Raw genomic sequence first — 14975 nt, forward strand, 5'->3', positions numbered from 1 at the left:
ATGGTGTTGGGGCGCCCGGCTCACCGCCCGCCGGCGAGCCGGGCCTCCGCCGCCCGCCACCGGGCGGTATCGCCCCGAGGTTCGTAACGGGTCGACGGCTGGGTACGGGCGAGCAGCCTCCGCATCCCGGCCAGGTCACCGACGAGCCCGTGGGCCCGGGCCTGGACGAGCACGTTACCCAGAGCGGCGGCCTCCGTGGGACCCGCCACCACCGGCAACCCACAGGCGTCGGCGGTCAGTTGGCACAACAGCGCGTTACGGGTACCGCCCCCGACGATGTGCACCACATCGACTCCGTGGCCGGCGAGTTCCTGGGCATCGCAGACCGCCCGCCGATGCGCGAGCGCCAGGGAGTCGAGAATGCACCGGGTGATCTCCGCCCGGGACTCCGGCACCGGCTGCCCGGAGCCGCGACAGGCGTCGGCGATCCGCTCGGGCATCCGCCCCGGCGCCAGAAACGCCGCGTCCCCCGCGTCCACGACCGACCGCAGCGCCGGAACCCGGGCGGCCCCGCGCAGCAACTCGCCCAACTCCGGTTCGCCCCAGGCCCGTACACACTCCTGAAGCAGCCACAGCCCCATGATGTTGCGCAGATAGCGCACCGTGCCGTCGAGCCCCAACTCATTGGTGAAGTTGGCGGCACGACTGGCATCGCTGAGCACCGGCGCGTCGAGCTCCAGCCCGGCCAACGACCAGGTACCGGTGCAGATATAGGCGAACCGCTCCTCAACTGCCGGAACAGCGGCCACGGCTGACGCGGTGTCATGCGACCCGACCACTGTCACCGGCACAGGCCCACTCAGCCCCGCCTCCTCCAGTGCCTCGGCCCGCAACACCCCCGCGGGATCCCCCGGTTGCCGCAGAGGCGCGAACAGCCCGAGGGCGACACCGAGGCGCGAGGCGATGTCGTACGCCCAGTCGCGCGTCCGGGGATCGATGAGTTGAGTGGTGGAGGCGTTGGTCAGCTCGGTGCCCTGCTCGCCGGTGAGCCAGTACGACAGCAGGTCGGGGATGAGCAACAGCCGCTCGGCGTGCGCCAGTTGGACGGAGTCGCGAGCGGCAGTCAGCTGATACAACGTGTTGAACGGCGCGTACTGCAACCCGGTCGACGCGTACAACTCACTCGCGGGCACGGTGGCCCACACCTTCTCGGCGACCCCCTCCGTGCGGGCGTCCCGATAGTGCACGGGATTGCCCAGCAACGCCCCGTCCGCGTCCAGCAGCCCGTAGTCCACGGCCCAACTGTCGATACCGACCGAGTCGAGCCGCCCACTGGTGACCGCACCCGCTGCCTGGAGCCCGTCGAGGACGCCGGCGTACAGCGAGAGGATGTCCCAGCGCAGCCCTTCAGAGGTACGAACAGGCCGGTTCGGAAACCGATGGGCCTCCGCCAACTCCAGGGAGTCGGGCCCGACACGGCCGACCATGACCCGTCCACTGGACGCGCCCAGGTCGACCGCGGCATACGCCTTCACGTCGTCGCTCACCGAAGGAAGGCGGCCGCAACGCCGGCGTCGACCGGGACGTGCAGCCCGGTGGTGTGCGTCAAGTCCCCACCGGTGAGGGCGAAGACGGCGTTGGCCACATGCTCCGGCAGCACCTCACGCTTGAGGATGGTCCGCTGGGCGTAGAACTCGCCGAGCTTCTCCTCCTCGATCCCATAGGTCGCCGCCCGCTGCGCACCCCAACCACCCGCGAAGATGCCCGAGCCACGCACGACACCGTCCGGGTTGATCCCGTTGACCCGGATACCGTGCTCACCCAACTCGGCGGCGAGCAGCCGTACTTGATGGGCCTGGTCGGCTTTGGTGGCCGAGTAGGCGATGTTGTTGGGCCCGGCGAACACGGCGTTCTTGGAAGCGATGTACAGAATGTCGCCCCCGAGCCCCTGCGCGATCATCGCCCGGGCGGCCTCACGCGAGACGAGGAACGATCCACGGGCCATGATGTCGTGCTGCAGATCCCAGTCCCGGGCCGAAGTTTCCAACAGGGGCTTGGAGATGGAGATCCCCGCATTGTTGACGACGAGATCGACCCCGCCGAAGGCAAGCAGGGCAGCCTTGAAGGCATCGGCGATCTGCCCCTCGTCCGTCACATCAACGGTGACGGCAACGGCCTTGTCGGGCCCACCCAGTTCCTCCGAAACGGCCTGCGCGCTATCGGAGTTGAGATCCGCAACGACAACACAGGCCCCTTCATCAACCAGCCGCCGGGCAATGGCTTTCCCGATCCCACTCCCCGCACCGGTGACGAGCGCGACCCGAGTGGCAAGCGGCTTGGGCTTGGGCATCCGCTGAAGCTTGGCCTCCTCCAACGCCCAGTACTCGATACGGAACTTCTCCGACTCCTCGATCGGCGCGTACGTAGAAACGGCCTCGGCCCCGCGCATCACATTGATGGCGTTGACGTAGAACTCACCGGCCACCCGCGCCGTCTGCTTGTCCTTGCCGAAGGAGAACATCCCCACACCCGGAATCAACACGATCGCCGGATCGGCACCACGCATCGCGGGGGAGTCGGGCAGAGCGTGCCGCTGGTAATAGGCGGCGTACTCCTCCCGATAGGCGGCATGCAGCTCCTTCAGCCGCGAGATCGCCTCGTCCAGCGGAGCGGTGGGCGGCAGATCGAGAACGAGCGGCCGAACCTTGGTCCGCAAGAAGTGGTCCGGGCACGAGGTACCGAGCGCGGCAAGCCGAGGATGCTCGGCCCGCGCGAGAAAATCAAGCACGACATCGGAATCGGTGAAGTGCCCAATCTGCGCCCGGTCTTGAGAGGCGACAGCACGAACATACGGCGCAAGCGCGGCGGCCCGTTCCCGCCGCTCACCGTCGCCGAGCGGACCGTACCCCTCAACAACGGGCCCGAAGGGCTCAGACCTCCCCCGCTCGACGAGGAACGCCTCGGCGGTACGAATGATGTGCAGCGAATTCCGCTCGCACTCCTCGGAGGTGTCACCCCAAGCGGTGATCCCATGCCCCCCAAGCACACACCCAACGGCCTGCGGATTGGCCGCCTTCACGGCAGCGATGTCCAGCCCCAACTGAAACCCGGGCCGCCGCCAGGGCACCCACACCACGCTGTCCCCGAAACACTCACCGGTCAGCTTCTCCCCATCGGCGGCACAGGCGAGCGCGATCCCGGAATCGGGGTGCAGATGATCGACATGAGCGGCGTCAACGAGCCCATGCATAGCGGTGTCGATCGAGGGCGCCGCACCCCCCTTCCCATGCAGGCAGTAGTCGAACGCGGCAACCATCTCGTCCTCGCGCTCAACTCCCGGATACACGTCGATCAACGCCCGCATCCGATCCAACCGCAACACGGCCAGCCCACCTTCGGTGAGCGTCCCGAGATCCCCTCCGGACCCCTTCACCCACATCAACTCGACGTCCCCGCCGGTGACGGGATCGGTGTCGGTGCCCTTCGCGGACGTATTACCGCCGGCGTAGTTGGTATTACGAGGATCGGCGCCGAGCCGATGAGAACGGGCGACGAGCGCGTCAGCTTCGCGGTGCGGTGCCATGAACTTCCAGTCCTTTTCGAGAGAGGGCGAGCGCATTACCTTCAGGGGCGCGGGGCTGTATCGATATGCGGCTCCGCCGCGTGGGACCGACCAGCCACATACGGCCCGCACCCCGCAACAAACAGAACCTGGCAGACGCTTACGCCCCCCACCCCGCCTGCCGCCCCCCAACCCGCTCAGCAACAATCCGCTCCTGCCACCCACTCGCCCGATACGCAGCAATCGGGTCAGGGGCAAGCCCCTGCTCCTCCCGCAACTCCCGCAGCAACGGCCGCACATCCGTGTTGTACGCGTCCATGAGCACGGCATTGGCCTCCAGCACATCCCCGGCACGCTGCGCAGCAGCCAACGCCACGGGGTCCACCAGCAACGCCTTAGCCGTAGCCTCCTGCACATTCATCACCGACCGAATGATCGCCGGAATCTTCGCCTCGATGTTGTGACACTGATCGAGCATGAAGGCGACATCAGCGGTGAACCCCCCACCCCGAATCACCTCATACATGATCCGGAACAGCTGAAACGGATCAGCCGCCCCCACCATCAGGTCATCGTCCGCATAGAACCGAGAGTTGAAGTCGAACGCTCCGAGCTTCCCCTCCCGCAACAACGTGGCGACGATGAACTCGATATTGGTACCGGGCGCATGATGCCCCGTGTCGACCACAACCTGAGCCTTGGGCCCGAGCTTCAAGCAATGCGCATACGCAGTACCCCAGTCCGGCACATCGGTCGCATAAAACGCCGGCTCGAAGAACTTGTACTCCAGCAACATCCGCTGCCCGTCCCCAAGCCGCTCGTACACCGCAGCGAGCGCCTCGCCCAACCGATCCTGCCGCGCGGAAAGATCATCCTGCCCCGGATAATTCGTCCCGTCGGCGAACCAGAGCTTCAGATCGGCGGAGCCCGTCGCGTCCATGATGTCGACGCACTCCAGCAGATGATCAAGGGCCTTGCGCCGCACCTCCGCATCGGGATGACACACACTCCCGAGCCGATAGTCGTCGTCCTGGAACGTGTTCGAGTTGATCGCCCCGAGCTTCAGCCCGTGCTCCTCCGCGAACTTCCCCAGCGCCCCGAAGTCGTCGACCCGGTCCCACGGGATGTGCAGGGCCACGGTCGGCGCCACGCCGGTGAACTCGTGGACCTTGGCCGCGTCCTCCAGCTTCTCCTGCGGAGTGCGAGGGACGCCCTCCTGGGCGAAGACCTTGAACCGGGTCCCCGAGTTCCCGTACGCCCACGACGGCGTCTCCACTGCCTGGGTCCTGAGAGCGGCCTTCACCGCGGCGAGATCGGTCACTTGACGGCTCCTGTGACGTGCGACGGAACGGCGTATGTATGAAACGATTCAGAGAGCGAAGTTATGAGCCTCCCGAAGGGGTGTCAAGCCCTACGGTGAACCCTGTGTGCCGTGACTCCAATGTGACCTTTGGCTATCGAAAGTTTTTCGACGCGGACCCATTGACGTGACAAGGCTGGCGCGCCTAACGTCCCGGCAACCAAGTTGAAACCTTTCACGACGCTGTGAGGGCCTACCCGCCGGCGTCGTCGAGGAGCCCCTCATGACCCACCCGTCAGAAGCGGGTCCGGCCCCGGTGCTCGCGCTCAAGGGCATCTCCAAGTCCTTCGGCGCGGTGCGCGCCCTGCGGGACGTGTCCCTCGATCTCTTCCCCGGTGAGGTGCACGCACTCGCCGGTGAGAACGGCGCGGGCAAGTCCACTCTCATCAAGACCCTCGCCGGTGTGCACCGGCCCGACGCCGGTCAGGTGCTGCTCGACGGCGCGCCCGTCCTCTTCCACGGCCCCGGTGACGCCCGCGACGCGGGTATCGCCGTGATCTACCAGGAACCGACCCTCTTCCCCGACCTGTCGATCGCCGAGAACATCTTCATGGGCCGCCAGCCCCGCCGCGCTCTTGGCCGTATCGACCACAAGGCCACGTACACGGCGACCGCCGAACTGATGAAGCGGCTCGGGGTCGAGCTCGACCCCGACCGCCCGGCGCGCGGACTGTCCATCGCCGATCAGCAGATCGTCGAAATCGCCAAGGCGCTCTCCTTCGACGCCCGCGTGCTGATCATGGACGAGCCGACGGCCGCCCTCACCGGCAGCGAGGTGGCCCGCCTCTTCGGCGTCGTCCGCACCCTGCGCGAACAGGGCGCCGCCGTCCTGTTCATCTCGCACCGCCTGGAGGAGATCTTCCAGATCTGCCAACGCGTCACCACCCTGCGCGACGGCGCCCTGATCTCCAGCGAGCCCATCGACGGGATGACCGAGGACGATCTCGTACGCCGCATGGTCGGCCGCGACCTTGACGAGCTGTACCCCAAGCAGGACGTCGAACCCGGTGAAGTCGCCCTGAGCGTCAAGCGGTTGACCCGCGAGGGCGTCTTCACCGACGTGTCCTTCGACGTACGGCGCGGAGAGATCGTCGGTCTCGCCGGGCTCGTCGGCGCGGGTCGTACCGAAGTCGCGCGGGCCGTCTTCGGCATCGACCGCTGGGACGCCGGCGGGGTCGAGGTCGACGGCAGGTCGCTGACGAACGGCGCCCCTTCGACCGCGATGGCCGCGGGCCTCGCCCTGGTCCCCGAGGACCGGCGCGCCCAGGGCCTGGTGATGGACATGTCCATCGAGCGGAACATCGGCCTGACCGGCCTGCGTACGACCGTGAAGGCCGGCCTCGTCGACCGGGGCGCCGAGCGCAGCCGTTCCCTCGACTGGGCGGTGAAGCTGCACGTCAAGTACGCGCGGATCGCCGACACCGTCAACACCCTGTCCGGCGGCAACCAGCAGAAGGTCGTCCTCGCCAAGTGGCTCGCCACCGGCCCGAAGGTGCTGATCGTCGACGAGCCGACCCGTGGCATCGATGTCGGGACCAAGGCCGAAGTGCACCGGCTGCTCAGCGAGTTGGCCGCCGACGGGGTCGCCGTCCTGATGATCTCCTCCGATCTGCCCGAGATCCTCGGCATGGCCGACCGCGTGCTGGTGATGCACGAGGGCCGCCTCACCGCCGAGATCCCCCGCTCCGAAGCCACCGAGGAAACCGTGATGGCCGCAGCCACCGGGAGGGCCGCCGCATGAACAGGTCCTTCATGTCGACCGCAGCTTCCGGGAGGGCCGCCGCATGACGGTTACGGCTCCCAATCCCGCGCCCGCCGCCGAAGTGCCCGAGTCGAGCAGCACGCGGCTGGTCGACCGGGTCTTCAAGATGCGTGAACTCGCCATCCTAGTCGTCTTCTTGGTGATGATCGGCATCACTCAGGCGGGCAACAGCGAGTTCCTGTCTGAGCAGGGCATCAAGGACCTGCTCCTCAACGCGACCATCCTGGTGCTGGTCGCCACCGGGCAGTCGCTGGTCGTCATCACCCGCAACGTCGACCTGTCCGTCGGCTCCACGCTCGGCATCACCGCGTTCGCCACCGGCAACTACCTCCAGGGCGGTGGCAACGCTGTCATCGCGATTCTGCTGGCGGTGCTGCTCGGCATCGGACTCGGCCTCGTCAACGGGCTGTTGGTCAGTCTGGGGCAGGTGCCCGCGCTGGTCGTCACCCTCGGCACGCTCTACATCATCCGGGGCGTCGACTCTATCTGGGTCGGCTCACGGCAGATCACCGCCGCCGATCTCCCGGGCGGATTCGTGGACTTCGGCTCCGGTGGCCTGTCGGCCGTGCCCTGGTTGGCGATGATCGCGCTCGCCGTACTGATCGCCACCGCCTACTACCTCAAACACTTCGGCAGCGGCCGGGAGTTGTACGCGCTCGGCTCGAACCCCGAGGCCGCCCGGCTCGCCGGTATCCCCGTCCGCAAGCGGATCCTCGCCGCGTACACCTTCTGCGGCGGCCTCGCCGGCCTCGCCGGCGCGATGTACCTCGCCCGCTTCGGCAACGTCGACTCCGGCACCGGCACCGGCTATGAACTCACCGTCGTCAGCGCGGTAGTTGTCGGTGGTGTGGTCTTCACCGGGGGCTCCGGCAGCGTCTACGGCGCGGCTCTCGGCGCACTCCTGCTGACCTCCATCAACAGTGTGCTGCCCGCCCTCGGCGTCAGTTCCGTCTGGGTGCTCGCCATCAACGGCATCCTGCTCATCCTCGCCATCGCCGTCGACCGGATCGTCGCCCTGCGTGTGGCCACCGCACTGAAGAAGAGGAACGCCCGCCATGCCTGAGTCGTTGACGCGTGCGATCCGCTGGGACACGGTCGTCGGCGCCCTGCTCATCGTCCTGCTGCTGTTCTCCTTCTCCTTCGTGGACGGCTTCGGCAACTCGCTGAACCTGTCGTTCCTGATCGGCAACACCCTTCCCATCGCGCTGATCGCCCTGCCGATGACCCTCCTTGTCGTCGCCGGCGAGATCGATCTGTCGGTCGCGTCCACGGCGGGGCTGTCGGGCGCGGTGATGGGCAAGCTGTGGAACGACGGCATGACCATCGAGACGATCATCCCGATCTGCCTGCTGCTGGGCGTGGTCTGCGGGTTGATCAATGGGCTGTTGGTGACCCGGCTGGGGCTGCCGTCGCTCGCCGTCACGATCGGCACGCTCGCCGCGTATCGGGGGATCGCGCAGATCGTGCTCGGCTCCGACGCGGTGACCGATTTCCCCACGCAGTACCTGGACTTCGCGTCCGGGCGGCTCGGGGGGACGTTCCTGCCGCAGGCTTTCCTGCCCTTCCTCGTGTTGCTTGCGATTGCTGTCGTCCTGCTGCACGCCACGCCGTTCGGGCGGTCGTTGTTCGCGATCGGGGCGAATGTGGAGGCTGCGCGGTTCGCCGGTATTCGGGTGCGGCGGCAGAAGCTGATCCTGTTCACGGTGACGGGGTTGATGGCCTCGCTGACCGGGGTCTTCTGGGCGCTGCACTACGCCAGTGCGCGCTATGACAATGCCACGGGGCTTGAACTGTCCGTCGTAGCTGCGGTGTTGCTCGGCGGTATCGACTTCGACGGCGGGAAGGGGACGTTGGGAGGTGCGGTCGCCGGTGTCTTTCTGCTCGGGGCTTTGCAGAACGTGATGAGCCTGGTGAATGTTTCCGCGCAGTCTCAGATCGTTGTCACCGGTGTTCTGCTCGTGGTCTCGGTACTTGGGCCTCGGGTTGCTCGGCAAGTCGCTGTCTCTCGGGCCGCGGCACGATCCACCTAATTGGTCGGTTGGCGGCTGCGGGCCTGATGTGGCTGGTCGCGCCGTTCCCCGCGCCCCTCTGGGGCGCGCTTCACTCAACCTCGTATCTAAGGAACCCCTGCCATGCGCAAAACATCCCTCCGTCGTGCCTGCGCGGCCCTCGTTGCCGTCACCTCTCTCACGCTCGTCGCTACCGCTTGCGGTGGTACCACCAAGAAGGACGTGAAGGACGAGAACACCGGGTCGGCCGTCACCGGAGGCAAGGCGGACCCGAATGCCGCCCTGAAGAAGGGGCTCACCGTCGCCTTCCTGCCCAAGGCGGTCAACAACCCGTACTTCACCACGTCCGACAAGGGCGGCGAGAAGGCGCTCACCGAACTGGGCGAGAAGTACAAGGAAGTTGGCACGACCAACGCCACCGACACCTCCGGTCAGGTGAGTTACGTCAACACGCTCACCCAGCAGCAGGTGAACGCGATCGCCGTGTCCGCGCAGGACCCGGGCGCCCTGTGCACCGCGCTCAAGCAGGCGATGAGCAACAAGATCAAGGTCGTCACCTACGACTCCGACACCAACCCCGACTGCCGCAACGCCTTCGTCTCGCAGGCCAGCGCCGAGGACCTCGGCCGTACCCAGGTGCAGTTGCTCGCCCAACAGATCGGCTACAAGGGCGAGATCGCGATCCTGTCCGCCGCGCAGACCGCGACGAACCAGAACACCTGGATCGGCTTCATGAAGGACGAGCTGAAGGACCCCAAGTACAAGAACATCAAGCTGGTCAAGGTCGCCTACGGCAACGACGACGCCCAGCAGTCCTTCCAGCAGACCCAGGGTCTCCTCCAGGAGCACCCGAACCTGAAGGGGATCATCTCCCCGACCACCGTCGGCATCAAGGCCGCCGCCCAGTACCTGTCCGGCTCCAAGTACAAGGGCAAGGTCAAGCTGACCGGCCTCGGCACCCCGAACGACATGCGCAAGTACGTCAAGAACGGCACCGTCGACGGCTTCGAGCTGTGGGACCCGGCGAAGCTCGGCGCCCTCGCCGCGCAGACGGCGGTGGCGCTCGTGTCGGGGCAGATCACCGGCAAGGAGGGCGAGACCTTCAAGGCCGGCGGGACGTCGTACACCATCGGCAAGGACGGCGTGATCAGCCTGGGCAAGCCGACCGTGTTCAACCTGAAGAACATCGACCAGTTCAACTTCTAGTCCCCGAAATTCAAGAAGGTCCCGAAGTCCCTTTTCCCTAAGGGGTGTTGATGCAACGCGTGTGTTTCCTGCTCAAGGTCCGGGCGGACCGCCTCGACGAGTACCGCGAGCGGCACGCCGCCGTGTGGCCCGAGATGCTCGACGCCCTCTCGGCCACCGGCTGGCAGAACTACTCGCTCTTCCTGCGTGAAGACGGCCTGCTGGTCGGCTACTTGGAGACCGAGGACTTCGCCGCCGCCCAGGCCGGCATGGAAGCCACCGACATCAACTCCCGCTGGCAGGCGGAGATGGCGCCGTTCTTCGAGTCCCTGGACGGCGCCCGTCCCGACGAAGCGATGAAACCCCTCACCGAGGTCTTCCACCTCGCGTGATCCCCCACAGGAGCCGCTCATGAGAAGACGCGCCGTGCTCACGACCGCCATACTTGCGGCCGTGGCAACGCCGGGCATCGCACGGGCGGCCGACCCCGGCCCGTCCGTCACCAAGAAGAGCACCACCCAACTCGACGCCCAGGCCGTCTACTTCGTCTCGTACGACGGCCTGGTCAACAACAACTCGTTCCAGAAGAACGGCCTGTTGACCTACAAGGGCTACCAGTACGCGGTCTGGTACACGTCCACCAAGCGCGCCGTCGTCGCCCGCCGCGTCCTGGGTGCGACCACCTGGTCCACGATCACCCTCTCCCACACCCTGAAGAGCGACGACTCCCACAACGTCATCTCCATGGGCGTTTCCCGTGTCGACGGCCGCCTTCACCTCAACATGGACTCCCACAGCGACGGCTTCTTCTACGTCAAGTCCGTCGCCGGCCTCCTCGACAACCCGGCGTCCACCGCCTGGACTTCGGCGGTCTTCGGCGCCGTACAGACCTCGCTGGACGGCGTCGCCCTCACCACCCAGTTCACCTACCCCCAGTTCCTCGCCACCCCCGAGGGCAAGCTCCAGCTCAGCTACCGCGTCGGGATCTCCGGCAACGGCCGCAACGCCCTTGCCGAGTACGACGGTTCGAGCTGGACCGCGCTGGGGGAGTGGAGCGCCTCGACCGGCACCTACACCAGCGCGCACGGCTCCAGCACCGCCCGCAACATGTACCTGCACGGCATCGACTACGACGTCAACGGCCGCCTGCATGCCTTCTTCACCTGGCGCGAGCAGTCCGCCGCCGTGATGTGCAACAGCGGCGGCATCACCAACCACGACACCGGATACGTCTACTCGACCGACCGGGGCCGCAGTTGGCGCAACGACGCGGGAACCGCCGTAGGAACAACGGGTAGTTCGAACACCGTGGCCGTCACGGACGCCGGACTGGTCGTCGACCCGCTCGACCCCGACCACTCTCTGATGAACCAGGAGAGCCAGTCCACCGACTCCACCGGCCTCCCGCACGCGATCATCAGCTACGTCCCCGGCCGCTTCGGCCAGTGCACCACCAACTACGTCACCGACCGCACCGCCAACGGCCGCGCCTTCCACGTCCGCAAGAACGCTGCCGGGACCTGGCAGAAGACCGAGATCCCGATCGCCCTCAACTCCAGCCAGCGCACCAAGCTGGTCCTGGACAAGTACGACAACGCCTACGCGGTGCTGCCCTACGGCCGTATCGCGGGCGCGTCGAAGGCCTCCGGGTACACCGACTGGGCGCTGCTGTACGACGGGAGCGACCTGAACGCGTTCGGCGAGGTCGTCATCGACGAGCTGCGGGTCAAGGCGGACAACGTGCTGTCGGTCATGTACCAGGAGAAGTCGAGCGGTACGACCCCCTCGGCACTCCACGTCGTCGACTTCGCCCTGCCCGCGTGAGCGGCACCGCCGCAGGAGTCGGCACAGGTCATGGCGGTAATGTGAAGACCTGCCCGCCGTCCCACGTCACCCTGGAGGTCTCCGCCTGATGGCCCAGCCGGTGGGTATCAAGGACGTCGCCCGCGCCGCCGGAGTCTCCGTCGGCACGGTCTCGAACGTCATCAACCGCCCGGACACCGTCGCCACGGAGACCCGGGCCCGGGTGCAGTCCGCGATCGACCGGCTCGGCTATGTCCGCAGCGAGTCGGCGCGTCAGCTGCGCGCCGGGCGCAGCCGGATCATGGGGCTGCTCGTCCTCGACATGGGCAACCCGTTCTTCGTGGACGTGGCCCGCGGCGCCGAGCGGGCCGCGCGGGAATCCGGGCTCGGCGTGATGGTCTGCAACAGCGCGCAGAGCCCCGTCGAGGAGGCCGACTACCTCTCGCTCTTCGCCGAACAGCGGGTGCGGGGCGTGCTGTTGACCCCGGCGGACGCGACCGGACGCAACATCGAGTCGTTCCGCCGGCACGGCATCCCCTTCGTGCTCGTCGACCGGGTCGCCGAGGGCACCACCGAGTGCTCGGTCTCCGTCGACGACGTCGCAGGCGGCGCGCTCGCCGTGCGGCACCTGATCGACGCCGGGCACCGCTCGATCGCGTACGTCAGTGGCCCGCCCGGCTTCAACCAGGTGCGGGACCGCCGTACCGGCGCGAAGAACGCGCTCGCGGAGGCCGGTCTCGACCCGGACGCGCTGCGCGAGCTGCCCACCGACCGGCTCGACGTGGCGTCGGGGCGTGATGCCGGCGCCCGGCTGCTCGGCCTCGCCGACCGTCCCACGGCGGTCTTCTGCGCGAACGACCTCCTCGCGCTTGGCGTCCTCCAGGCCATGTACGCGGCCGGGGTCGGTGTCCCCGACGACCTCGCGATCGTCGGCTACGACGACATCGAGTTCGCCGCGGCGGCGGCCGTCCCGCTCACCTCGGTCCGCCAACCGGCCGTCACCATGGGCGCGTTGGCCGCCGAGCTGCTCCTGGAGGAGACGGAGGCGGAGACCGCGGCCCGACCGCACGAGCACCGGCGGGTCGTGCTCCAGCCGGAACTGGTGGTGCGCCGCTCCAGCCTGGCCGCCCGCTGACCCGTCGGTCAGTAGCGATCGGCAGGATTTCATGATCCAGGGGGTCGGATATCGGACGCGCATGTGCTGAGATGTGACGCGGCCCGTAAATCGTCCGTCCCAGGAGCCCCGTTGTCCGACAGCTATCGCCAGCCCGGCGTCGTCCTCACCGACCGCCACTTCACCGTGCCCCTCGACCACGAGGACCCCACGGGCGAGACCATCGAGCTCTACGCCCGTGAGGCCGTCGCGAGCGACAAGGCGCACCGCGAGGACCTGCCGTGGCTGCTCTACCTCCAGGGCGGACCCGGATTCGGGGCGAATCGTTTCGTCGGAAGACAGGCCTGGCTCGGCCGCGCCCTCGACGAGTACCGCGTCCTCCTCCTGGACCAGCGCGGCACCGGCCACTCCACCCCGCTCACCCGGCAGACGCTCCCGCTGCGCGGCGGCCCCGCCGAGCAGGCCGAGCACCTCACGCACTTCCGCGCCGACTCGATCGTCCGGGACTGCGAGACGATCCGCCCGGCCCTCACCGGCGGCGCCCCCTGGACCGTCCTGGGCCAGAGCTTCGGCGGTTTCTGCACGGTGAACTACCTGTCCACCGCCCCCGAAGGCCTGCGCGCCGCCGTCCTCACCGGCGGCCTCCCGGCCCTCGACGCGCACGCCGACGACGTCTACCGCGCCGCCTACCCGCGCATCGAACGCAAGGTCGCCGCCCACTACGACCGCTACCCGCAGGACGTGGAACGCGCCCGCCGCATCGCCGAACACCTGATGCGGCACGAGCCGGTCCTCCCCAACGGCTACCGGCTCACCGTCGAGGCCTTCCAGTCCCTCGGCATCATGCTCGGCGGCAGCGACGGCAGCCACCGCCTCCACTTCCTCCTGGAGAACGCCTTCGTCCGCACCCCGAGCGGCCACGAACTCTCCGACGCGTTCCAGGAAGAGGTCCAGAACTCCCTGTCCTACGCCGGGCACCCCCTCTACGCCCTCGTCCACGAGGCGTGCTACGCCCAGGACACCCGCCCCACCGCCTGGTCGGCGGAGCGCGTCCGCGGCGAGTTCCCGCAGTTCGACGCCGCCAAGACCCTCGCGGGCGACAGCCCCCTCCTCTTCACCGGCGAGACCATCCACCCCTGGATGTTCGACTGCGACCCCGCCCTGCGCCCGCTCCGTGACACGGCCGAACTCCTCGCCGCCCACGCCGACTGGCAGCCCCTCTACGACCCCGCGCGCCTCGCCGCCAACGAGGTCCCGGTCGCCGCGGCCGTCTACCACGACGACATGTACGTCGACGCGACCCACTCCCTCCAGACCGCCCGCGCCATCCGCGGCCTGCGCACCTGGGTCACCGACGAGTTCGAGCACGACGGGGTACGGGCCGGCGGCCCACGCGTCCTGGACCGGCTGCTCGCTCTGACGCGGGACGAGGCGTAAGGCAGGGGCTCTGCGGCTGGGTGCGGGCTCCACCGGGTGGCCGTCGAGGACATGCACTGTCGAAATGTCCGGCATAAGGTTCATTTCGATGAATACCAAGCCACTGAACAGCAAGTCGCTCCGCCGGGGGCGCCCGGCGGCCCTGGTCCTCGCCGTCGTCGCGGCGAGCACGGTCGCGCTGGTGTCCTGCGGCGACGACAACGACAGCGGCGGCAGCAGCAACTCGCAGGCTGCGACGCCGCCCACCGCCTCTTTCTCGGGCATGACACCGTCGGCCCTGAAGTCGGCCGCGTCCTCGGCGGTCGAGTCGGCCCGCGCCGCAGCCTCGGCCGCCGCGTCCTCCGCATCGGCCGCGGCGTCCTCCTTCGAGGCATCGGTGTCGGCCGAGGTGGCCCGCGCGAGCAAGGACGCCCAGAACGAGCTCAAGGACGTCAAGGGCCAGGGCAACGCGATGTCGGACGTCGCCATGACCGGCAAACCGCGCGCCCAGACCAGCGGCCTGCTCGCCGTCCTCGTCACCATCACCAACAAGACCGACAAGAAGGCGTCCTACGCCGTCCAGGTCGACTTCCTCGACTCCGCGGGGAAGGTGGTGGAGACCCGCTACGTCGGCGCCGAGGACCTCGCCCCCGGCGCGAAGGCCCAGCCGGTCGCCATCAGCACCAAGCCACCGGAGCCGGTACTGACCCCGAAGCTGGCGAAGGCGCAACGCTATTGAGAAACTGCCGACCTGAGCGTTGCGCCCTTTAGGGGCGCGGGGAACTGCGCGGCGAGCCCCCCACCGGCCCGCGGATTCACGACTG

General features: G+C 68.0%; 12 protein-coding genes. 9 read left to right on the forward strand and 3 right to left on the reverse strand.

The features are described 5' to 3' along the window. Nucleotides 1-20 precede the first annotated feature (20 nt). From SPR02S_RS14505 to rhaI, 3 genes are all read right to left on the reverse strand, one after another. Complete coding sequence (locus SPR02S_RS14505) at nucleotides 21-1487, reverse strand: rhamnulokinase (RefSeq protein WP_019057696.1); 1467 nt, start codon at nucleotides 1485-1487, stop codon at nucleotides 21-23. Beyond that, entirely contained in the window at nucleotides 1484-3523 is a 2040-nt protein-coding gene (locus SPR02S_RS14510) for a bifunctional rhamnulose-1-phosphate aldolase/short-chain dehydrogenase (protein ID WP_026150535.1), read from the reverse strand. Before SPR02S_RS14510 ends, SPR02S_RS14505 begins: the two co-directional genes overlap by 4 nt. A 139-nt stretch (nucleotides 3524-3662) precedes the next feature. Further along, entirely contained in the window at nucleotides 3663-4823 is a 1161-nt protein-coding gene (rhaI, locus tag SPR02S_RS14515) for an L-rhamnose isomerase (RefSeq protein WP_019057698.1), read from the reverse strand. Nucleotides 4824-5085: 262 nt separating this feature from the next. On the opposite strand from rhaI, the gene SPR02S_RS14520 reads away from it, so the two are divergent. The 9 genes from SPR02S_RS14520 (at nucleotide 5086) to SPR02S_RS14560 (ending at nucleotide 14890) form a co-directional block, all read left to right on the forward strand. After that, nucleotides 5086-6603: a sugar ABC transporter ATP-binding protein gene (locus SPR02S_RS14520; RefSeq protein WP_019057699.1), complete on the forward strand. Its 1518-nt coding sequence runs from the start codon at nucleotides 5086-5088 to the stop codon at nucleotides 6601-6603. Nucleotides 6604-6646: 43 nt separating this feature from the next. Next, nucleotides 6647-7687, forward strand: coding sequence for an ABC transporter permease (locus tag SPR02S_RS14525; protein ID WP_019057700.1), 1041 nt, complete (start codon nucleotides 6647-6649; stop codon nucleotides 7685-7687). Then, the gene (locus tag SPR02S_RS14530; protein WP_019057701.1) at nucleotides 7680-8654 is read left to right on the forward strand and encodes an ABC transporter permease; all 975 of its coding nucleotides are present in this window, start codon (nucleotides 7680-7682) and stop codon (nucleotides 8652-8654) included. Before SPR02S_RS14525 ends, SPR02S_RS14530 begins: the two co-directional genes overlap by 8 nt. Nucleotides 8655-8756: 102 nt before the next feature. Then, on the forward strand, nucleotides 8757-9839 hold the full coding sequence (gene rhaS / locus SPR02S_RS14535; RefSeq protein ID WP_019057702.1) for a rhamnose ABC transporter substrate-binding protein: 1083 nt from the start codon (nucleotides 8757-8759) through the stop codon (nucleotides 9837-9839). 50 nt (nucleotides 9840-9889) lie between these two features. After that, complete coding sequence (locus SPR02S_RS14540) at nucleotides 9890-10210, forward strand: L-rhamnose mutarotase (RefSeq protein WP_026150536.1); 321 nt, start codon at nucleotides 9890-9892, stop codon at nucleotides 10208-10210. Between the two features lie 19 nt (nucleotides 10211-10229). Continuing rightward, nucleotides 10230-11642 (forward strand): BNR repeat-containing protein, encoded by a 1413-nt coding sequence (locus tag SPR02S_RS14545; protein WP_026150537.1) that lies wholly within the window; start codon nucleotides 10230-10232, stop codon nucleotides 11640-11642. An 88-nt stretch (nucleotides 11643-11730) separates the two neighbouring features. Next, a complete protein-coding gene (locus SPR02S_RS14550) occupies nucleotides 11731-12756 on the forward strand; it encodes a LacI family DNA-binding transcriptional regulator (protein ID WP_019057705.1) in 1026 nt (341 codons plus the stop codon). Between the two features lie 111 nt (nucleotides 12757-12867). Then, complete coding sequence (locus SPR02S_RS14555; RefSeq protein ID WP_019057706.1) at nucleotides 12868-14172, forward strand: alpha/beta fold hydrolase; 1305 nt, start codon at nucleotides 12868-12870, stop codon at nucleotides 14170-14172. An 88-nt stretch (nucleotides 14173-14260) separates the two neighbouring features. Next, nucleotides 14261-14890: an FxLYD domain-containing protein gene (locus tag SPR02S_RS14560; protein ID WP_019057707.1), complete on the forward strand. Its 630-nt coding sequence runs from the start codon at nucleotides 14261-14263 to the stop codon at nucleotides 14888-14890. The last annotated feature ends 85 nt before the right edge of the window (nucleotides 14891-14975 follow it).

The sequence above is a fragment of the Streptomyces prunicolor NBRC 13075 genome, assembly GCF_000367365.1.
GTDB classification, from domain to species: Bacteria; Actinomycetota; Actinomycetes; order Streptomycetales; family Streptomycetaceae; genus Streptomyces; species Streptomyces prunicolor.